Here is a 19,364-nt window from a genome sequence, read left to right as displayed (position 1 = left end):
CCGTTCCGTCGACGAGCCGACGGCTGGTCGGCCGCGGTGCCTCGACAGTGGAGCTACGCCGGACGTCGGGTCCGGGCGCTGCGAGAGGGAGCAGACGATGCGGACACGAGCGATCGCCCGGGGCGCGACGGTCGTCGTCGTCGCCGGTGTGCTGACCGGTTTCGGCGTCACCGCCGCCCAGGCGGCCACTCCGGGAGCGGGGTCCGGGCCGGCGACCGTGTCGGCCGCGCCCGGCACGGTGGACGCGCAGTTCAGCAACAGGTTCACCCTGCACAACAAGCTGCGCCCGGGCTGGACGATGACCTTGGTGGACATCAGCGGCAAGGACGAGGGCAGGCCGCAGCTCGGCAGCTCGATGGCGCCGGGGGAGAGCCAGGCCTTCGAGGTCCAGTGGCTGTTCGGGTACGACAACGCGATCGTCGCGACCTACGCGATCAGGGACGCCTCGGGGTACCCCATGGGTGCGGTGACGGTGCGGATGGAGCTCGACACGTGGAGGCTCCCCAGTACGTCGATGCCGGACCCGGCGAACAGTGTCGGCCGGATCGTCGACCCGTACGGCTCCGACCCGGTGCTCACGATGTGAGGCTCCGGTACGCGACCGCAGGTGGGCTGTCGGTGAGGTGTGTGCCGCAGGTGGATGTCCGGGATCGGGGCCGGCAGGCGGATTGCACGATGTGCGAGGTGGTCACAGCGGGGCGATGACCGACCACGTGCTCGTCCGCGGTTGGGTTCGTCGGCGGCGAGTACTGGGCCGAGACGGCCTCGTCGCTGCGGGAGGTCGGCCATCGCGTGGCGGTCGTCGAGCAGCTGCCGTCGTGCGGGCCGGACGCGGAGACGGTGACCGACACGGCGTCCGACCTGCGGACCGCCGGGGAGACGATCGCATCGCTCGACGGCCCGGTCGTGCTCGTCGGGCGCTCGTCCGGCGGGATGGCGATCACCGAGCGCGCGGACCGTCCACGGGTCGGACACACCGTCTACGTGGCCGCGGACTGGCCGGAGCGCGGCCAGTCTGTCCTCGACCTGCTCGGGGGCGGGATGCCGCTGTGGTTGGAGCTGCTCGACGACGGGACCGCGCAGGTCGTCGACGATCTCGACGTGCGGTGGAAGACCCTGTGCGCCGGGTCGAGGGGCGTTGCGCGGGATGCGCCCGATCGGCTGACGTCCGGTAGACCTCACCGCAGGTAACGGATCGGGCGCGTCCCGCGACCCCATCCGCGCGACCCGTGGTGAAGGAGAACGTGCAGGTGGACGACGTCGGTAGCGCGCTTGACAGCCTGCTCGCCATCGCGGCGGTGGCGGCCCTCGCGCCGTTGCTGCTGGGGTTGCTGCCGTGGCTGCGGATTCCGCAGGTGGTGCTGCTGCTGGCGGGCGGGATCGTCGTCGGCCCGCAGGTGCTGGGGCTGGCATCACCGGTCTCGGTGCAGCCGCTGGCCGACCTCGGGCTGGGCTTCGTGTTCCTGTTGGCGGGCTACGAGATCGACCAGCGGCTGCACCGGCAGGAGACGGGCAGGCGGGCGCTGGTCGCGTGGTTGGTGTCGCTGGTGCTCGCCATCGGTGTCACGGCGATCCTGACGGTGACGGGCGTGGTGCAGGCGTTCGTGGCGGTCGCGCTCGCGATGACGACGACGGCGCTGGGCACGCTGGTGCCGATCCTGCGGGAGAACGGGATGCTGCGCGGCCGGCTCGGCGGCCACCTGCTCGCGGCGGGTGCGGTCGGTGAGCTGCTGCCGATCCTGGCGATCGCGGTGTTCCTGGGGATCACGAGCCGGTTCGTCGCGCTGCTGTCGCTCGGTGCCGTGGTGGTGCTGGCCGTGCTGCTGAGCCGCGCGTCGCGGATGCTGAAGGCGGGGCGCGGGCGGCTGGCCGACGTGTTCCTGGAGCGTCAGCACGAGACGAGCCAGATCACGTTGCGGTTCACGGTCCTGCTGCTGGTCCTGCTGCTGGCGGTGACCGAGCGGTTCCATCTCGACGCGGTGCTGGGCGCGTTCGTCGCGGGCATGGTGCTGCGCCGCTGGGCCGGCACCAGTGCGCCGGCGTTGGAGGAGAAGCTCGACGTCGCCGGGCACGGTTTCCTGATCCCGATCTTCTTCGTCTACTCGGGGATGACGATCGACCTGCACGCCATCGGGACGGCACCGCTGCGGCTGCTGCTGTTCTTCGGGCTGATCCTCGCGGTGCGGGGGCTGCCGGCGCTGGTGGTGTACGTCGGTGTGCTGCCGGTGCGGGAGCGGATACAGACGATGCTGGTGTCGGCCACGGCGTTGCCGCTGGTCGTGGCGCTGACCGAGATCGGGCTGCGCAACGGGACGATGTTGCCGGAGAACGCGGCCGCGCTGGTCGGGGCCGGGGTGCTGACAGTGCTGGTGTTCCCGACGCTGGCCTTGATGCTGCACCGGCCGCAGGCGGGGGTGTCTGACGACGTGGTCGCAGGGGACGCGCCGCCGCGACATCCTGCCGTCTGACCGCTCTCCCACGGCGCGTCGTCGGACCGTCCCCGATCGATTCTTGATTCATTCCAGAAAGTGGGCCACACTGCGGGTGTGTCGACGACCGTGGACTTCGAACTCATGTTGCGGGGGGCCTCGCTGCGGGTGACCCGCCCGCGCGTGGCCGTCCTGTCCGCGGTGCACGACAAGCCGCACGCCGACACCGCCTCGATCATCGGTGCCGTTCGTACGGAGCTCGGTGAGGTCTCGCACCAGGCGGTCTACGACGTGTTGCGCGCGTTGACGACCGCGGGACTGGTGCGGTGCATCCAGCCGCCCGGCTCCCTGGCCCGGTACGAGTCGCGAGTCGGGGACAACCACCACCACGTCGTGTGCCGGTCCTGCGGCGTCATCGCCGACGTCGACTGCGCAGTGGGCGAAGCCCCCTGCCTGACCGCATCCGACAGCCACGGCTTCGTCATCGACGAGGCCGAGGTCGTCTACTGGGGCCTCTGCCCGGCCTGCTCCACCGCTGCCGCCTGAGCGACCCCACGATCCCGGAAGGATTCCCGTGTCTGACAAGCCCGACGCCGTTGTTGGAGAGATGAACGAGGAGGAGGCCGGGGGCTGTCCGGTCGCGCACGGGCAGATCTCGCACCCCACCGAGGGCGGGAGCAACCGTGACTGGTGGCCCAACCAGCTCAACCTGGGCATCCTGCGCAAGCACCCGGCCGTCGCCGACCCGTTCGGTGGTGCGTTCGACTACCGCGAGGCCTTCAACAGCCTCGACCTCGACGCTCTGGCCGCCGACGTCGACGCCGTGATCACGACGTCGCAGGACTGGTGGCCCGCCGACTTCGGCAGCTACGCCGGCCTGTTCATCCGCATGGCCTGGCACAGTGCCGGCACCTACCGGGTCGAGGACGGCCGCGGTGGCGCGGGCGCGGGCATGCAGCGCTTCGCGCCGCTCAACAGCTGGCCGGACAACGGCAACCTCGACAAGGCCCGCCGTCTGCTGTGGCCGGTCAAGAAGAAGTACGGCAACAAGATCTCGTGGGCCGACCTGATGGTGTTCGCGGGCAACCGCGCGCTCGAGGTCTCCGGCTTCACGACGTTCGGCTTCGCCGGCGGTCGCGCCGACGTCTGGGAGCCCGACCAGGACGTGTACTGGGGCCCGGAGCGGGAGTGGCTCGGCGACGAGCGCTACACCGGCGACCGGGAGCTGGAGCGCCCGCTCGGCGCCGTCCAGATGGGCCTGATCTACGTCAACCCCGAGGGCCCCAACGCGAACCCGGACCCGCTGGCCTCGGCCCGCGACATCCGCGAGACCTTCGCGCGCATGGCGATGAACGACGAGGAGACCGTCGCCCTCATCGCCGGTGGCCACACCCTGGGCAAGGCCCACGGTGCCGCCAACCCCGACGAGAACAACAACGTCGGCCCCGAGCCCGAGGGCGCCTCCATCGAGGAGCAGGGCCTGGGCTGGAAGCAGGGCTTCGGCAGCGGCAAGGGCCGCGACACCATCACCTCCGGGCTCGAGGTCACCTGGACCCAGACGCCCACCGAGTGGAGCAACAAGTTCTTCGAGAACCTGTTCGGCTTCGAGTACGAGGTCACCAAGAGCCCGGCCGGTGCGTGGCAGTGGGTGGCCAAGGATGGCTCGGGCGACAACCAGATCCCCGACCCCGAGACCGGCGAGCTCAACCGGCCGATCACGATGCTCACGACGGACCTGGCGCTGCGCGTCGACCCGATCTACGGGCCCATCTCGCGTCGCTTCCTGGAGAACCCCGAGGAGTTCTACGACGTCTTCGCGCGTGCCTGGTACAAGCTGACGCACCGCGACATGGGCCCGATCCAGCGCTACCTCGGCCCGCTGGTGCCGCAGGAGGAGCTGCTCTGGCAGGACCCGATCCCCGCTGCCAACGGCTACACCCTGTCCGACGCCGACGTCGCCGACCTCAAGGCGAAGATCCTCGACTCGGGTGTCTCGGTGTCGCAGCTGGTCGCGGCAGCGTGGGCGTCCGCCTCGTCGTTCCGCATCTCCGACAAGCGCGGTGGCGCCAACGGCGGCCGCATCCGGCTGCAGCCGCAGGTCGGCTGGGAGGCCAACGACCCCGACTCGCTCGCCCAGGTCATCCGGGCCCTCGAGGGCGTGCAGTCCACGTTCGGCAAGGACGTCTCGTTCGCCGACCTCGTCGTCCTGGGTGGCGTCGCGGCGGTCGAGAAGGCGGCCAAGGACGCGGGCCACGACGTCACCGTCCCGTTCACCCCGGGCCGCACGGACGCGACCCAGGAGCAGACCGACGTCGAGTCGTTCTCGTACCTGGAGCCCACCTCCGACGGCTTCCGCAACTACCGCGGCAAGGGCCACCGCCTGGGTGCCGAGTACCTGCTGGTCGACCGGGCGAACCTGCTCGGCCTCAGCGCGCCGGAGCTGACCGTCCTGGTCGGTGGCCTGCGGGTGCTGGGTGCCAACACCGGCGGCTCGACGGCCGGTGTGCTCACCGATCGCGTCGGCACCCTGACCAACGACTTCTTCGTGAACCTGCTCGACATGGACACGACGTGGTCCTCGGTCGCCGGTGACGACGACTCGTTCGAGGGCAAGGACGCCTCGGGCGCGGTCAAGTGGACCGGTACCCGCGCCGACCTGGTGTTCGGCTCGAACTCCGAGCTGCGCGCCGTCGCCGAGGTCTACGCGAGCGACGACGCGAAGGACAAGTTCGTGCAGGACTTCGTCGCGGCGTTCGCCAAGGTCATGGACGCCGACCGCTACGACGTGCGCTGACCCGCACCGCTCTTCCCGACGGCCTCCGTCCGCATCCGCGGGCGGGGGCCGTCGGCCGTGTCAGGTGTGCACACCGGCCCGGCGCTCGGCATGGTTGCGGACGTCGGCCTGCTCGCCGTCGACGGCGAGCAGGCCGGCCAGCAGCTCCCGCTCGGCGGTGAACGCGCGGAACACCGTCTGCACGGTGACGCCGTGGGCGGGGCGGTGCACGACGTCGACGGTGTCGCCCGCCCGCACCGGTCCCGGTTCCAGCACCCGCAGGTAGGTGCCGGGGCGGTGGAAGTGGGCGTCGCAGATGTCGTCGCCGGCCAGCCCACTCTGCGCGGGACCGGGCTCCTCGACCCGCACGGCCCCGTCGACGGGCCTCTTGTCGATGCCCGTCAGACCTGACCGCGCGCCGATGGCCCGGGCCACCCCGACGTTCACCGACTCCACGACCGCCATGGCACGACGGTGTGTCAGGCCCCGTCCGTCCGGCGAGGGGGTTGCCGGCGGTGCTCCTCGACGGCGCGTGCGCCGGCCTCGTCGCCGTCGGCGCGCAGCCCGGCGATCACGCCGTCGACGTCGGCGGCCGGCCGGTTCTGGCTGAGCTTGAGCTTCGCGTCGACCCGCCCGATCGTCAGCTCGATCCCGACGATCGCCCGCAGCTGCCCGGCGACGAACCTCTCCGGGGCGTCGTCGACCGACCAGGGTGCGTCGCGGCCCGACTCGTGTACCGCGGTCAGGCGACGCACCACGTCGTCGACCCAGGCGGGGTCGTCGTGCACCGTGACCGTGCCGTGGACGTGCGCCGTCACGTAGTTCCACGTCGGGACGACGCGCCCGTGCTCGGCCTTCGACGCGTACCAGCCCGGGCTGACGTACGAGTCGGGCCCGCGGACGATCACCAGCCCCGCCTGCCCGTCTGCGCGCGTCCAGTGGTCGTTGTTGCGGGCGACGTGGCCGAGCAGGGCGCCGCGGCCGGGGTCGTGCACCCACGGCAGCAGCGTCGCCTCCAGCCCTGCGGGACCGGCGGTGACGAGGTCGGCGGCGCCGGGCCGGGCGAGCAGGGCTGCGACGTCGGCGTCGGCAGGGGCGAAATGCGTCGGCACGTACACGGGCTCAGTATTCGTCGTGGCGGCGCCACCACACATGGGGCGGGCCCAGTGGACGCCCGCCGGGGAGTGCCGGCGTCCTCTCCTTGTCCGGACGGCGTCAGTCGGCCAGCTCGAATGCCAGGTCGGTGACCCAGGCGTCGATCGGGACCTCGGCGGGATGGGGTCGACCGACCCCGGCGCCGAGTTCGACGTGAGGCTGATTCGATCATGGAGATCGGCAGCCTGGTGTCGAACTCGGCGCGCCGTGGTGATCCGGCAGGCCGGGCCGGGCCGGCCGTCCGGCCCGACGGTCGTCGGAGGCCCGGCGGTCAGAGGTTCAGCGTCGGCAGGACGTCGCGGGTGTAGCGGTACGCCGGGTCGATGAGGGCGGGACCGTTCTTGAAGTCGAGCAGCCCCCCGGTGCCCAGCGGAGGGCGCAGCACGATCGTCCCCGCGCTGTCGGCCAGCCGGGCCCTGTCACCCCGCGAGCTCGCCAGCATGAGACCGCGGACGAGCACGTCGGGCAGGGCAGGCGCGTGCAGCGGCGCCCGCCTGCGCACCCGCGCGCCGAGGACCCGCCAGCCCGACAAGGTCTCCCCGAAGACCGCGGGCGGGCCCGACGCCTCTTCCGGCGCCAGGTCGACGGCGACGACCCGGCCCCCGCGCAGGCGGGCCGTCATGACGTCGACGGGGACGTTGTTCAGCACACCGCCGTCGACGAGCAGGTCGCCGTCGTGCGGCACAGGTGGGTAGACGCCGGGCAGCGAGATGCTGGCCCGGATCGCGCGCCAGGCCGGCCCGCGGTCGTGGACGACCTCCCGGGCGTGCCCGAGGGACGCCGAGATGCAGAAGAACGGCAGCCACAGGTCCTCGATGTCCCACCGGAACACCGGCACGTCGTGCAGCAGCCGCGTCACCTTGCGCGCCGACGAGTAGGACACCAGCGGCAGCGTCGCCGGGACCATCGAGCCCTGCCGGACCATCGCGTTCACCGACGTCTCCAGGCGCCCGGCGTGGTCGAGCCCGCCCGCCCGCAGCCCGGCCATGATCGCGCCGATGCTGGTGCCGGCGACGGCGTCGACGTCGACGCCCGCGTCGTCGAACGCCCGCATGACACCGAGGTGGGCGAAGCCGCGCATGCCGCCCCCGCCGAGGACGAGCCCGCGGGCGGTCCCGGCGATGTGGCGGGCCAGCCGGGCGAGGTCGGCGGCGCGGCCCTCGCGCAGGTGATGATGCAGGTCGACGTCGCGGCCGGTGAGCCAGCGTGGGGTGCCGACGGGCTTCTCCGTCCCGGCGGGGTGCAGCAGCACGAGGTCGGCGCTGCGGCGGGGGTCGGCGGGGCCGGGCAGCGGGTCGGTGCCGGAGCGGGCGACGAGCAGCACCCGGTCGGCCTGCCGCACGCAGCGGCGCGTCCATGCCGAGTCGTGCGGGTCGGCGACGTAGACGACGAACCGGTTCCGCTGCTCGGCCTGCTGCAGGCGGGCGACGACGGCACCGTTGCGGGGGTCGGCGGGGTCGACGTCGGCGGCCTCGGGGCCGACCGTGTCGCGGGACAGGACCGCGACGCTCCCGTGGGCGGCGAGCGCCTCGGCGAGTGCGGGGACGAAGAAGCCGGGGACCGGTGCGCGGCCGGCGGGCAGCACCGCGACCGTGTTAGTCGCCTGTGGAACGGCGACCGCCTCGGCCGGCCGGGTCGAGAGCCGCACCAGCTGACGGCACAGACCGAGCAGCGCTGCGGGGTGGCGGTGCGCGAACGCCTCGAAGGCGTCGGCGGACAGGGTCAGCAGCATCGAGTCGCGCACGGCCTCGACCTGCACACCCTCACCCGGACCGCCGAGCAACGCCGCGGCGTCGACCACCTGCCCGGGCCCGCGCTCGGTCGTCGACCCGTCGGCGCCGACGACCGTGACCCGGCCGTGGCCCACCAGCAGCAGCGTGTCGCCCGGGGCCACCGACTCCCCGGCGCCGACGTGCACCGGTTCCAGGTGCGGCAGCAGCCCGCGCAGCGTCTCGCGGTCGAGCCCGCCGAAGATCTCCGTCGAAGCCAAGAAGTCCAGCGCCGCACCGGCATCGGGGCCGTCGGGATTGCTGAAGCTCTCGACGAGGAACAGCATCGTGCGTCGTCTGCGCCCACGACCGCGGCCGGCGACGATGGCGTCACGGTCGAAGAATCCGTCGGTCATGTGTCAGGACATCAGGTCGGCGGCCAGTGCCCGGTACCGGTCGGTCACGGGATGGTCGGGGAACCCGACCGCGAACAGTCCCGCGCTCGACAGCGCCATCAGCTCGTCGGAGTGCGGCACGACCGTCGCGACCCGGCACTCGTAGGCCTTCTCGACGCGCTCGCGGACCTCGTCCTCGTCGAACACCGCGGGCGTCTTGTTGACGACGAGCACCATCGTCGGCACCGCGAGCTTGCGCGCCACGGTGACCGTGACCTGGGTGCCCTCGTAGTCCTGGTGATCGGGGCGCAGCACGATCGCGAGCGCGTCGGACATCGCGATGGCCAGCAACGTCTCCTCGTTGAGGCCAGGGTGCGTGTCGAGGATCAGCACGTCGAGGTCGAGTGCGTCGACCAGCGCGCGGAACCCGTCGCCGAGGCGGCCGACGTCGTAGCCGTCGTGCATGACCCGGGCGATGTCCTGCGGCGCAACGCTGGACGGGACGAGCCAGACGCGGCCCCCGCCGCCGACGCCGGGCGGGGTGACCTCGTAGGCCGCCTCCGGCATCGTGCACTGCCCCCACAGGTAGGTGTTGAGGCTGTTGCCGACGGCGTCCTGGTCGAGCCCGAACAGCACGTGGATGCCGGGGGAGAGGATGTCGGTGTCGACGACGCCCACCCTGCGCCCTTGCGCCGCAAGGATCGCGGCGACGTTGGCCGTGGTGTTGGACTTGCCCGTGCCGCCCCGGAACGAGTGGATCGAGACGATTCGGCTCACGGGCCCTCCGTTCGGATGTGGCCGCCGCCGCGCAGGCTCGCGGCCTTGCGCTGCAGGTCGGCGAAGTAGTCCGTCTCGGTGATCTCGGCGACCTGCCGCGCCGTGCGCGCCTGGTCGATCTCGATGCGCAGAGCGCCGACCTGCTGCTCGAGACGCCGTTCGCGGGCCCGGACCTCCCGGGCCATCGTCTGGAAGGTGCGGGCCAGGCCGCCCAGCGCGTCGTCGCGGCCGGCGACGGCGTCGAGCGTCGTGGGCTCGAACGTGCCCGCCTCCACCTCGCCCGCGGCGCGCAGCACCAGCCCCACCTGCTGCAGGTAGTCCTGCTCGACGTCGCGCAACCACTTGCGCGACAGGCTCGCCCCGATCCGGGCCCGCAGCAGCACCGGGTCGAACGGCTTGGGCAGGAAGTCCTCGGCGCCCAGCTCGATGCAGCGCACCGCCTCCGCGGTGTCGTCGGCACCCGAGACGACGATGACGGGCACGTGCCGCAGCCGGGCATCGGCCCGCATCCGGGCGAGCACCTCGTGGCCGTCGAGGCGGGGCATCAGCAGGTCGAGCAGCACGAGGTCGATACCGGGTGCGGCGAGCCGGTCGAGGGCCTCGACGCCGTCGACGGCCGTCTCGACCTGCAGCCCTTCGCGTTCCAGGCCGCGGCGCAGCAGAAGCCGGTTGGTGGGATCGTCGTCGACGACCAGGACGGTCCCGGTGCGCTGGTCGGTCACGTGCCCGCCACTTCCTTCTCCTCGCCCGCGACGGCCGCGCGCAGCTCGCGCAGCAGCGGGCCGAGCGCACCGGCGACGTCGTCGACCTCCGCGGCGTCGAGCCCACCCGCGGCGGCGTGCTCCTCCAGCGTGGCGCAACGCGCGGAGAGCGCGCCGGCACCGAACAGGGCGGCGTTGGACTTGAGCGTGTGCGCGGCCCGGCGGACCCGCGGCGCGTCGCCCGCGGCGAGGCCGTCGCGCAGGTCGGCCTCCAGGACGGGGGCGTTGGCGGCGAACTCGCCGACCAGCTCCGCGGCCGTCTCCGCGCCGAAGGAGGCGACGAGCTCACCGAGATCCGGCTGGTTCTCCGTGACGGCGGCCGGGGCGGCGGGACGGCGGTCCAGCGCCGCCGCCAGGTCGGCGATCCGTACCGGTTTGGTGAGGTAGTCGTCCATCCCCGCGGCCAGGCACTCCTCGCGGGCGCCGGCCATCGCGTTGGCGGTCAGCGCCACCAGCCACGGACGGGCCCCCGGCGGCCGCGTCGCGGTGATCCGCCGCGCCGTCTCCAGACCGTCGAGCTCGGGCATCTGTACGTCGAGGAGCACGACGTCGTAGTCCCGCTGCTCCAGTGCCGCAAGCACTTCCAGCCCGGTGGCGGCGGTGTCGGCGCGATGCCCGAGGCGTTCGAGCAGCAGCAGTCCGACGCGGCGCCCGACGGGGTTGTCGTCGGCGAGCAGGAGCCGGAGCTCGGTGGCCTTGTCGATCGGCGCCGGAGCGCGCGTGGGTTCGGCGTCCACCGGGCCCGCGTCGAGGAGACGGACCAGCGTCTGCGCCAGCTGGGCCCGGCGGACCGGCTTGGTCAGCCACGCGTCGATCGGTGCCGCCGGGTCGCGGTCGGCGCCCAGCGACGACAGGCACACCGTCGGCACCCGGTGGATCTCCGCGAGGCGCGCGGCGAGCGTCGCGCCGTCGAGGCCCGGCATGAGCAGGTCGGTGACGACGACGTCGAACCGCGCCCCGTCGCGCACCCAGGCCAGCGCCTCCTCCGCGGTGGCGGCGGCGCGGGCCTGCATGCCCCAGGCCTTGCAGTGCGCCACCAGGATCCGCCGGTTCGTGGCGTTGTCGTCGACGACGAGCGCGGTCCGCCCGCGCAGCGACTCCACCGGCCCGTCCGGGGCCGTGCCGGGCCTGGTCGCGGGCTCGCCGACCAGCGTCGCGGTGAACGTCGAGCCCCGGCCCGGCTCGCTGTCGACGACGACGGTGCCGCCCATCAGCTCCGCCAGCCGCCTGCTGATCGCCAGCCCGAGGCCGGTGCCGCCGTGGCGGCGCGTCGCCGACTCGTCGACCTGGCTGAACGAGCGGAACAGCAGCGCCGCCTGGTCGGCGGAGATGCCGATGCCGGTGTCGGTCACGTCGATGCGCAGCTCCCAGCGGCCGTCGGCGAGCCGCCCCGACAACGTCACGACGACCTCGCCGCGCTCGGTGAACTTCACTGCGTTGCCCACCAGGTTGACCAGGATCTGGCGCAGCCTGCCCGGGTCGCCGACGACGGCCTCGGGCGCGTCACCGTCGACGGCCGCGACCAGCTCCAGGCCCTTCGCCGCGGCGCGCGGCGCCAGCAGGCCGAGGGTGTCCTCGATGCACTCGCGCGGGTCGAACGGCTCCCGGGCCAGCTCCAGCTTCCCGGCCTCGATCTTCGAGAAGTCCAGTACGTCGTTGATGACGGTGAGCAGGCCGTCGGCGCTCTGCGCGATCACGCCCGTGTAGTCGCGCTGCTCCTCCGACTGCTCGGTCGCCGACAGCAGCTCGGTCATTCCGATGACGGCGTTCATCGGGGTGCGGATCTCGTGGCTCATGTTGGCCAGGAACGCGCTCTTGGCCTCGTTCGCGGCGTCCGCCGCGGCCCGCGCGGCCTGCGCCTGCTCGAACAGCCGGGCCGCGGTGATCGCGCCGGCCAGCTGGCCCGCCACGGTCTCGGCCAGCGCCAGCTCGGCGGCCGAGAAGCGACGGTCGCGTTCCCCGGTGTCGAGCAGCACGACGCCGATGACGTCGTCGCGGGCCAGCAGCGGTGCTGCGACCAGCCCGCCGCTGAACCGCGCCCGGCCGACCGTGCGGCGCAGCAGCCCGTCGCGCGATCCCGACGGCGTCCACACCGCCCGGCGCTGGTCGAGGGCCCGTGCGACCGCGCCGTCGCCGCCGCGGTCGACCTCGGTCCCCGGGGCGAAGCCGCTGCCGTGCGTGGCCTGGACCCGCAGGAGGGCGTCGGCCTCGTCGACCAGGGCCACCGCGACCGCCGGGACCCGGAACAGGTCGGCGGTGTCGTCGGCGGCACGGTCGAGCACGGTGCGCAGCGTCGGTGCAGACGCCACCGTCCGCGTGACCCGCCCCAGCACCGCGAGCTGGCGGCGGTCCTGGGTGAGGCTCTGCGCGATCGCGCCCGCCACCGACGCGATGATCAGGCCGATGCCCATCCGGTAGGTGATCGACACGACCAGGAACGGGTGCCCGTAGACGATCGTGCCGACGGCCTCGCGGATCGTGTAGACGACGGCCAGCCCGCCGATCGTCCACATCGCGCCGCGCAGCTGGAAGCGGATCGCCGCCTCCATGGGCAGCACGTAGAGCACCGCCCAGATCGCCGTCTCGGTGTCGAACGTGTACACCGCGACCAGGCCCACGAACACGACCGCGTTGAGCAGCAACGCGAGCACGCTGATCCGCCGGGCCCGGCGCAGCGTCGTCATCGACGGGATCGCCCGCCAGAACGCGATGTTGCCCGCCCCGAGCAGGACGGTCAGCGCGAGCGCCGCCTCCAGCAGCCCGGGCGGGTACGGCAGGTAGTAGGTCAGGACCTGGACCAGCGCGAACGCCACGCCACCCCAGCGGATGCGCACCATGATCCGCTCGGCGCGCACGAGCCGGGCGAGCTCCGCGGTCTCGGCCGTCTCGAACTCGGCGGCGCCGATGGACGCCATCACGTCCGACCGTCGCCGCGCTGCCATGACGATGATGAAAGCAGCCGGTGGGCGCTACGTCATCCGGGTGTCGTCGAACGGCCTCCGGCGCCCGGGGGAAGGTCGTCTCGCGTCCGGCGGAGGTGCCCGGTCCGTTCGCCGGACAGCCCACCACACCCGTGAGGGTCAGGCCCGCGCGGGTACGAGGCGCGGGACGAGGCGGACGTAGCCGACCATCGCCAGCACCTCGACGAGCGTCTGCGTCACGACGGCCGCCGCCGCGACCCCCGCGCCGGCGGGCAGCGCGAGCGCGAGCGGCAGGACGACCAGCGAGTTGCGGGTCGCACCGCTGAACACGACCGCCCGGGCCTCGCCGGGGCCGAGCCGCAGCAGCCGGGCCACCCCGAGCCCGAGGAACGGCATGATCAGCAGGAACACCACGTACACCGGGACCACGACGAGGACGGCCGGGTCGCCGCCGAGCGCCGGGACCTGGGAGGCGACGACGAGCAGCAGCGTCGCCACCATCAACGGGACCATCAGCGTCCCCGCGCCCGCCGCGAACACCGCTCCCGCCCGGTGCCGCGCCGCCCACGCCTGCACGGCCCACGCCGACGCGAGTGGCACGACGATCAGCACCAGGAACGCCTCGACGAACGGGCCGAGGTCGCCGCCGACACCCGGCCCGCCGAGCATCCGCAGGTACACCGGCAGCAGCGCCATCTGCGCGACCAGCAGGAGCGGGGTCGCGGCGAGCAGCCGGTCGGCCGCGGCGCCGGCGAGGCGGCTGAAGACCACGACGTAGTCGACGCACGGCGCGAGCAGCACCAGCAGCACCCCGGCACGCAGCGCGTCGTCGGTGGGCAGGAAGGCGGCGAGGACCGCGACGACCGCCGGGACGACGACGAAGTTCACCAGCAGGACCGCGCCCAGGAACCGCCCCGCGCGCCACGCCCCGGCCAGCTCCCGCGCCGGGACCTGCAGGAACGTCACGAACAGCAGGGCGCCCAGCACCGGGTCGACGGCCGTCGACAAGCCGGGACCGGCACCAGGCACGCACAGCCCGAGCACGACGCCCGCGACGATCGCGCCCACGTACAGCGGGACCTGCCGGCGTTCCAGCGCGCCGGCGACCCTCACCCCGCGGGGCTGGGGAACGGGCCGTCCGGCATGGTGCATGCGACCAGGCTGCCCGAGCCGGGGACCGGCCCATCGGGTGACCTGCCTGTCGGGACCCGCCGCGGACCAGCACGTTCACCAGGATCCCCGGCTGTCCGGCGGGCGGACGGCCCTCGACCCGGTGTCCGGCGACCTCGCCGCACCCGCCGTCACCGGCCTCGTCGCCGTCGTCGGGGAGCGGGTCGCGGGGGTGCACGCCGTCGTCGACGCCGCCGCGGCCGGTGACCCGGCCATCGCCGAGCTGGCCCGCGAGATCGACCGGCGCCGCCGTGTCGTCGCGGCGTGGGTCGTCGACGGGCTCGCCCGCTGCGCCTCGACCGGGACGCGGCCGTCGACACCGCCGCCGTGCTTCTCGACCCCGTGGTGCACCGCAGGCTCACCGGGTTGGCACGCGGCCGTCCGTCGACGACGCGCTGCGCCGGCTGCGGCACCGGCGCGACCACGGGCCGGAGCGGCGGGCCTTCGGCGTGCGCCGCCGCGTCACTCCCGGCGGCCGCCCTGAGCGTCGCTGAGCACGCCCCGGACCGCGGTGCCGCCGATCTCGTCGTCGGACTCGACCGTCGCCTCGAACCCGTTGCGCGCGAACCACTCCTGCAACGCCGGCGCCTGCCGGACACTCGTCTCCACCAGCAGGGTGCCGCGTGCGACCAGCCAGTGCGGGGCACCGGCGACGACCCGGCGGGCGACGTCGAGTCCGTCGGCGCCACCGTCGAGCGCGACCGGTGGCTCGAACAGCCGGGCCTCGGGTGGCATCGTCGCGATCTCGTCGGTGGGGACGTAGGGGGCATTGGCGACGACGACATCCACCCGGCCCCGCAGCTGCGTCGGGAGGGCGGCGTAGAGGTCTCCCTCGTGCACGGTCCGCGGTGGGAGGTTGCGCCGGGCGCAGGTGACGGCGGCCGGATCGACGTCGGTCGCGTGCACCGACGCCGCCCCCGACTCCGCCCGCACCGCCATCGCGACGGCGCCCGCGCCGCAACACATGTCGACGACCGTCGCGCCGTCGCCGGTCGCCGCGACCGCCAGCCCGGCGAGGAACCCGGTGCGCCTCCGCGGGACGAAGACCCCCGGCTCGACGACGACCCGCAGCCCTCGGAACTCCGCCCATCCGACGATCTGTTCGAGCGGGTCGCCCTCGACGCGGCGGGCCACCATCGCCGCCAGCGCCTCCGGCCCACGGGCCTCGGCGAGCAGCAGCGCCGCCTCGTCCTCGGCGAAGACGCAGCCGGCGGCGCGCAGCGCGTCGATCGTGCGGTCGCGCAGCGCGGGATCGGGGAAGGTCTCGGACACGGGTTCCTCTCGCGAGCGGGATGCGGGCCCGAGTCTCGCGCCCGCACCCCGACCCCGTCGCCCCGACCCCGTCGCCCCGACCCCGTCGCCCCGACCCCGTCGCCCCGCCCCCGGGCCACCCTCGGGGACCGAGCGTGTCGTGAGCGCGGTCCCGCGCCGGTGACACGCTCGATGCACGGGCTCCCGATCGAGCGTGTCGTCAGAGTGCCGCGCAGCTCCGGGACCACGCTCGGGGTGATGACGCGGACCAGGGCCGGGTGCGCGTCGACCCCCGGCGGCCGGCCCCGGACACTGACCGCGTGAGCACGTTGACCGACGCGACGACCCTCCCCGACGGCACCCGTGTCCGCGGCCGCGGACGCAGCCAGCCGGTGCCCGCCGGCCCGCTGCCGGAGTTCGGGCTCTGTCTGGGCAGCCCGGAGCGCACGTGGTGGTCCCGCAAGGCCGTCCGGCTGCCCGGCTGGCCCGCGGAGTGGCTCGACTGGCCGGACTTCCGCACGCCGCGCGACGACGCCCATGCCGCCGCGCGCATCGTCGCCACCTACGAGCGGGCGCGGGCGGGGGAGCGCGTGGAGATCGCGTGCCTGGGCGGCACCGGCCGCACCGGAACCGTGATCGCGTGCATGGCGATCCTCGCCGGTCACCCCGCCGACGACGCCCTCACCTGGGTGCGCGCGAACTACCGGCCGCATGCCGTCGAGACGCCGGGGCAGCGCCGCTGGATCCTGGCGTTCCCGGGGCTGCTCAGTCGCTGACGGGCAGGTCCGGTCTCGCGGGCGACCGTCGCCTCCGGACGCGACGCAGGCCGGGGGTCAGAGCGCGATCTCGTCGGCCTCGCTGAGACCGGCTGCGGTCAGCGCGTCGTCGAGCCCCGAGTCGTGGCGGACGATGCGGCTGATCCGGCCGTCGCGGGTGGCGAACTCGGTGGCGACCGGCCGGGTGGTGTCGTCGTCGATCCAACGGGCGTCCTGCAGTGCGACGGCGACGTCGTCGCGGCCGAAGAACCGCACTGTCGTGAGCGAGATGCCGGAGCCGGACACCCACTGCCGCAGGACGTCGACGCCGTGGGCGGCGCCGCGCGGGCCGCCGACCTCGACGTCGTCGGTGACCAGCGCGGCGGCCGCGTCGACGTCGACGGCGTTGACCGCGCTCTCGAAGGCACGCACCAGGTCCGGGGTCATTCCCCGATAGTGCCCCGCCGGTGCGCGCTGTGCACCCGCCGAAGGAGGGCCTATTCGGCGCCGGTCACCGGGACGAGCCCGGCGGCGCGGATGCCGGCGACGGCGGCGGCCTCGTCGTTGAGCGAGGCGTCGCCGGTGACGCCGACGGCGCCGAGGAGCCGGCCCTCGTCGTCGCGGACGAAGACGCCGCCCGGGACGGACAGGATCCTGCCGCCGGCGAGCGTGGCGACGGAGGTGAAGAACTCGGGGGAGTCGGCGGCGCGGGCGGCGATGGCGCGGTTGGTCATGCCGAGCGCGAGCACGCCGTAGGCCTTGGCGACGGCGAGGTCCGGCCGCAGGTTGCCCGAGTTGTCCTGACGGGCCAGCGCGACGAGCGCGCCGCCCGGGTCGAGGACGGCGACGGTGAGCGGGTTGAACCCCTGCTCGGTGCCGTGGGCGAGGGCGGCGGTGACGACGGTCTGAGCCTGTTCGAGGGAGATGCTCACGCCGGGGAGCCTGCCACGAGGCTGGAAATCTCACGCCGGCCGCACGCGCAGGTCACATCCCCCTACCGGGCGGGCTCCGCGTGGAGGGCGCGCCGGCGCTGCACCGCCTCGCGGGCCTCGGCGGCGGCGAGGTCGGCGTTGATCATCGCGCCGGCCTTGGCGCCCGCAGCCGCGGAGGCTCCGACCTGTGCGAACGGGTCGACGAGGTTGCCCGCCGCCCACACCCCGGGTGCGGCGGTGACGCCCATCGCGTCGGCGGGCACGTGCGTTCCCATGTTGCCCGGCAGCTCGGCGGTCTCCAGGCCGAGGTCGGCGAGCAGGTCGGGGCGGGCGACGGGCCGCGAGGCGACGACGACCGCCTCCGCCGCGACGACCTGCCCGGAGCGCAGGGTCACACCGGTGAGCACGTCGTTCTCGGCCACGACCTCGGCGACCTCCTCGGCGACGACCCGCACGCCGATCGCGGCGAGCTCCTCGGCCTGCTCGTCGGCGAGCGGGGGCTGCTCGTGCAGGACGACGGTGACGTCGGCGGAGAGCTGGCGGAACAGCAGCGCCTGGTGCACGGCCATGGGCCCGGTGGCGAGGACGACGATCTTCTTGTCGCGCACCTCCCAGCCGTGGCAGTAGGGGCAGTGCAGGACGTCGTGACCCCAGCGGGCGGCGAGGCCGGGGACGTCGGGCAGCTGGTCGACGACGCCGGTGGTGAGCACGATCCGCCGCGCATGAACAGTCGTGCCGTCGCCGGGGGTGCCGTCGTCGAGGGTCACGACGAAGCCGGTGTCGTCGCGGGTCGCGGCGCTCGCCCGGGCCGCCCGGACGACCACCCCGTACGCCTCGACCTCCGCCCGGCCCGCGCGCAGCAGCTCGCCGGGCGGGGTGCCCTCGTGGCCGAGCAGGCCGTGCACCCCGGCCGCGGGGGCGTTGCGCGGCTCGCCGGCGTCGAGGACCAGGACCGAACGGCGGGACCGCCCGAGCATCAGGGCGGCCGACAGCCCCGCTGCGCCGCCGCCGACCACCACCACGTCGAAGTTCTGCGTTGTCATGCCGCCACCGTGCAACAAGGGCGTGCCATTGCGCCAACGTCGTTGCTGGAGTAGCAAGGAATCGTGACCGCCGAGACGATGACCCAGAACCCGACCGCCGTGCTGGCCGGCGTCGGGCCCCGGCTCGCGCAGCTGCGCCGCGAGCGCGACCTCACCCTCGCGGCGCTCTCGCGCGCCACCGGCATCTCGACGAGCACTCTGTCGCGGCTGGAGTCCGGGCAGCGCAAGGCCACCCTGGAGCTGCTGCTGCCCATCGCCCGCGCGCACGGCGTCGGCCTCGACGACCTCGTCGGCACCGAACCCGCCGTCCCCGACCCGCGGGTACGGGGCCTCGAACCGGTACGCATGGGCCGGGCGACGGCCTACCCGTTGACGCGCGGCCCGGTGCAGCCGCGGCCCTACCGGCTCGTCTACCCGCCCGGCCTGGAGTGTGGGGAGCTGCGCACGCACGAGGGCTTCGAATGGGTCTACGTCATCACCGGCCGGCTCACGCTGACCCTGGGCGACAAGGAGATCGTGCTCGGCTCCGGCGAGGCCGCGGAGTTCGACTGCCACGTCCCGCACGGCTTCTCCACCGGCGACCAGCCCGTCGAGGCGCTCAGCCTGTTCGGGAAGATGGGAGAACGGGCGCACCTGCGGGCGAGCGGACGTCGCTCCTAGCGCCGTCGCCGACGCGCGGGGCGCGGGGTCGGCCACTGCACCGTCAGCTCCTCGCCCTCGGCGAGCTCGGCCCAGCGCGACTCCATGTCGTGCAGGGCCTGCGCGGCGTCGAGGACGCGGGCGGGATCGACCTCGGCGCGCTGCACCGTCGACAGGTGGGTGCGGGCTGCGGCGCGGACCTGTTCCGTCGACGTCATGCCCTGCTCGGCGACGTGCTCGACCAGGTTCACCAGCAGCTCCGCCGCCTGCAGCCCACCGCGGCGTTCCCGCAGCAGCAGGGTCGACCTCTCCCTGCCGTGCGGGGGCCGGCGTCCGTCGAGATGGGACATGCTCCCGAACACCACGCCCGCCGCGACCGAACCCCAGAAGCCGTGCTCCTCGCCGATCGCGCGCTCGACGACGAAGTGCACCAGGTCGTGCGGGAGCCCGGGCCCGGCGACGCCGCCGTCGACGCTCCAGCGCACGCCGTCGGCCCGGTGTACCACGCTGTAGGTGCGCCGGCCCCGCGGCAGCTTGGTGAATCGGACGTCCACCCGATCATTCTCGCGATGCCGTCGACCGGATTCCGCCGATGCAGCCGCGGCACCGAGCTCGACACCGGACTGCTCTTGCGCGCCGCCGGAACCAGCCTGT

Annotated in this window: 19 protein-coding genes and 1 pseudogene; 8 read left to right on the top strand and 12 right to left on the bottom strand. The window is 73.9% G+C overall.

Features of this window, described 5'->3' with window-relative positions; translation table 11 throughout:
- Positions 1-97 precede the first annotated feature (97 nt).
- The 5 genes and pseudogenes from TOK_RS16210 to katG all read left to right on the top strand — a co-directional run bounded on the left by TOK_RS16210 (position 98) and on the right by katG (position 5,223).
- Positions 98-586: a hypothetical protein gene (locus TOK_RS16210; RefSeq protein WP_098958650.1), complete on the top strand. Its 489-nt coding sequence runs from the start codon at positions 98-100 to the stop codon at positions 584-586.
- Positions 587-753: 167 nt separating this feature from the next.
- A pseudogene (locus TOK_RS16205) lies at positions 754-1,191 on the top strand (alpha/beta fold hydrolase); the annotation flags it as partial.
- 59 nt (positions 1,192-1,250) lie between these two features.
- Positions 1,251-2,468, top strand: a complete 1,218-nt coding sequence (locus TOK_RS16200; protein ID WP_098958744.1) for a cation:proton antiporter — start codon at positions 1,251-1,253, stop codon at positions 2,466-2,468.
- A gap of 78 nt (positions 2,469-2,546) precedes the next feature.
- Positions 2,547-2,975 carry a Fur family transcriptional regulator gene (locus TOK_RS16195; RefSeq protein WP_098958743.1) on the top strand — a complete coding sequence of 143 codons (429 nt, stop codon included), beginning with the start codon at positions 2,547-2,549 and terminating at the stop codon, positions 2,973-2,975.
- A 28-nt stretch (positions 2,976-3,003) separates the two neighbouring features.
- Positions 3,004-5,223: a catalase/peroxidase HPI gene (gene katG, locus TOK_RS16190; protein ID WP_098958648.1), complete on the top strand. Its 2,220-nt coding sequence runs from the start codon at positions 3,004-3,006 to the stop codon at positions 5,221-5,223.
- A gap of 60 nt (positions 5,224-5,283) precedes the next feature.
- Here katG and TOK_RS16185 read toward each other — a convergent pair whose 3' ends face one another.
- From TOK_RS16185 to TOK_RS16155, 7 genes are all read right to left on the bottom strand, one after another.
- The gene (locus TOK_RS16185; protein WP_098958647.1) at positions 5,284-5,667 is read right to left on the bottom strand and encodes a hypothetical protein; all 384 of its coding nucleotides are present in this window, start codon (positions 5,665-5,667) and stop codon (positions 5,284-5,286) included.
- A gap of 14 nt (positions 5,668-5,681) precedes the next feature.
- A complete protein-coding gene (locus TOK_RS16180) occupies positions 5,682-6,320 on the bottom strand; it encodes an FMN-binding negative transcriptional regulator (RefSeq protein ID WP_098958646.1) in 639 nt (212 codons plus the stop codon).
- 308 nt (positions 6,321-6,628) lie between these two features.
- Positions 6,629-8,482 (bottom strand): cyclic nucleotide-binding and patatin-like phospholipase domain-containing protein, encoded by a 1,854-nt coding sequence (locus TOK_RS16175; protein WP_098958645.1) that lies wholly within the window; start codon positions 8,480-8,482, stop codon positions 6,629-6,631.
- A 3-nt stretch (positions 8,483-8,485) separates the two neighbouring features.
- On the bottom strand, positions 8,486-9,238 hold the full coding sequence (locus TOK_RS16170; RefSeq protein WP_098958644.1) for a MinD/ParA family protein: 753 nt from the start codon (positions 9,236-9,238) through the stop codon (positions 8,486-8,488).
- Positions 9,235-9,960, bottom strand: a complete 726-nt coding sequence (locus TOK_RS16165; RefSeq protein WP_172457582.1) for a two-component system response regulator — start codon at positions 9,958-9,960, stop codon at positions 9,235-9,237. The genes TOK_RS16170 and TOK_RS16165 overlap by 4 nt, the downstream gene beginning before the upstream one ends.
- Positions 9,957-12,914, bottom strand: coding sequence for a response regulator (locus TOK_RS16160; protein WP_172457581.1), 2,958 nt, complete (start codon positions 12,912-12,914; stop codon positions 9,957-9,959). The genes TOK_RS16165 and TOK_RS16160 overlap by 4 nt, the downstream gene beginning before the upstream one ends.
- A 165-nt stretch (positions 12,915-13,079) precedes the next feature.
- Positions 13,080-14,072, bottom strand: coding sequence for an arsenic resistance protein (locus tag TOK_RS16155; RefSeq protein ID WP_098958641.1), 993 nt, complete (start codon positions 14,070-14,072; stop codon positions 13,080-13,082).
- 37 nt (positions 14,073-14,109) lie between these two features.
- Between TOK_RS16155 and TOK_RS16150 the strand changes: the two genes are divergently transcribed.
- Complete coding sequence (locus tag TOK_RS16150) at positions 14,110-14,574, top strand: hypothetical protein (protein ID WP_098958640.1); 465 nt, start codon at positions 14,110-14,112, stop codon at positions 14,572-14,574.
- Here TOK_RS16150 and TOK_RS16145 read toward each other — a convergent pair.
- Positions 14,553-15,362: a putative protein N(5)-glutamine methyltransferase gene (locus TOK_RS16145; protein ID WP_253258408.1), complete on the bottom strand. Its 810-nt coding sequence runs from the start codon at positions 15,360-15,362 to the stop codon at positions 14,553-14,555. The genes TOK_RS16150 and TOK_RS16145 overlap by 22 nt on opposite strands.
- 299 nt (positions 15,363-15,661) lie before the next feature.
- Between TOK_RS16145 and TOK_RS16140 the strand changes: the two genes are divergently transcribed.
- Complete coding sequence (locus TOK_RS16140) at positions 15,662-16,117, top strand: protein-tyrosine phosphatase family protein (protein ID WP_098958741.1); 456 nt, start codon at positions 15,662-15,664, stop codon at positions 16,115-16,117.
- Positions 16,118-16,174: 57 nt separating this feature from the next.
- Here the strand turns inward: TOK_RS16140 and TOK_RS16135 are convergent, their stop codons facing one another.
- The 3 genes from TOK_RS16135 to TOK_RS16125 all read right to left on the bottom strand — a co-directional run bounded on the left by TOK_RS16135 (position 16,175) and on the right by TOK_RS16125 (position 18,071).
- Positions 16,175-16,543, bottom strand: a complete 369-nt coding sequence (locus tag TOK_RS16135) for a nuclear transport factor 2 family protein (RefSeq protein ID WP_141566414.1) — start codon at positions 16,541-16,543, stop codon at positions 16,175-16,177.
- 50 nt (positions 16,544-16,593) lie between these two features.
- Positions 16,594-17,028 (bottom strand): heme-binding protein, encoded by a 435-nt coding sequence (locus tag TOK_RS16130; protein ID WP_098958638.1) that lies wholly within the window; start codon positions 17,026-17,028, stop codon positions 16,594-16,596.
- A gap of 62 nt (positions 17,029-17,090) precedes the next feature.
- Positions 17,091-18,071 (bottom strand): NAD(P)/FAD-dependent oxidoreductase, encoded by a 981-nt coding sequence (locus TOK_RS16125; protein WP_098958740.1) that lies wholly within the window; start codon positions 18,069-18,071, stop codon positions 17,091-17,093.
- A gap of 78 nt (positions 18,072-18,149) precedes the next feature.
- On the opposite strand from TOK_RS16125, the gene TOK_RS16120 reads away from it, so the two are divergent.
- Complete coding sequence (locus TOK_RS16120; RefSeq protein ID WP_098958739.1) at positions 18,150-18,731, top strand: helix-turn-helix domain-containing protein; 582 nt, start codon at positions 18,150-18,152, stop codon at positions 18,729-18,731.
- On the opposite strand, the gene TOK_RS16115 is transcribed toward TOK_RS16120, so the two are convergent.
- Entirely contained in the window at positions 18,728-19,264 is a 537-nt protein-coding gene (locus TOK_RS16115) for a hypothetical protein (protein ID WP_098958637.1), read from the bottom strand. The genes TOK_RS16120 and TOK_RS16115 overlap by 4 nt on opposite strands.
- Positions 19,265-19,364 lie beyond the last annotated feature (100 nt).

It is taken from the genome of Pseudonocardia sp. N23, assembly GCF_002583555.1.
In the GTDB taxonomy this organism is placed as follows: Bacteria; Actinomycetota; Actinomycetes; order Mycobacteriales; family Pseudonocardiaceae; genus Pseudonocardia.
This window is presented reverse-complemented; position numbering and strand designations above follow the sequence as displayed.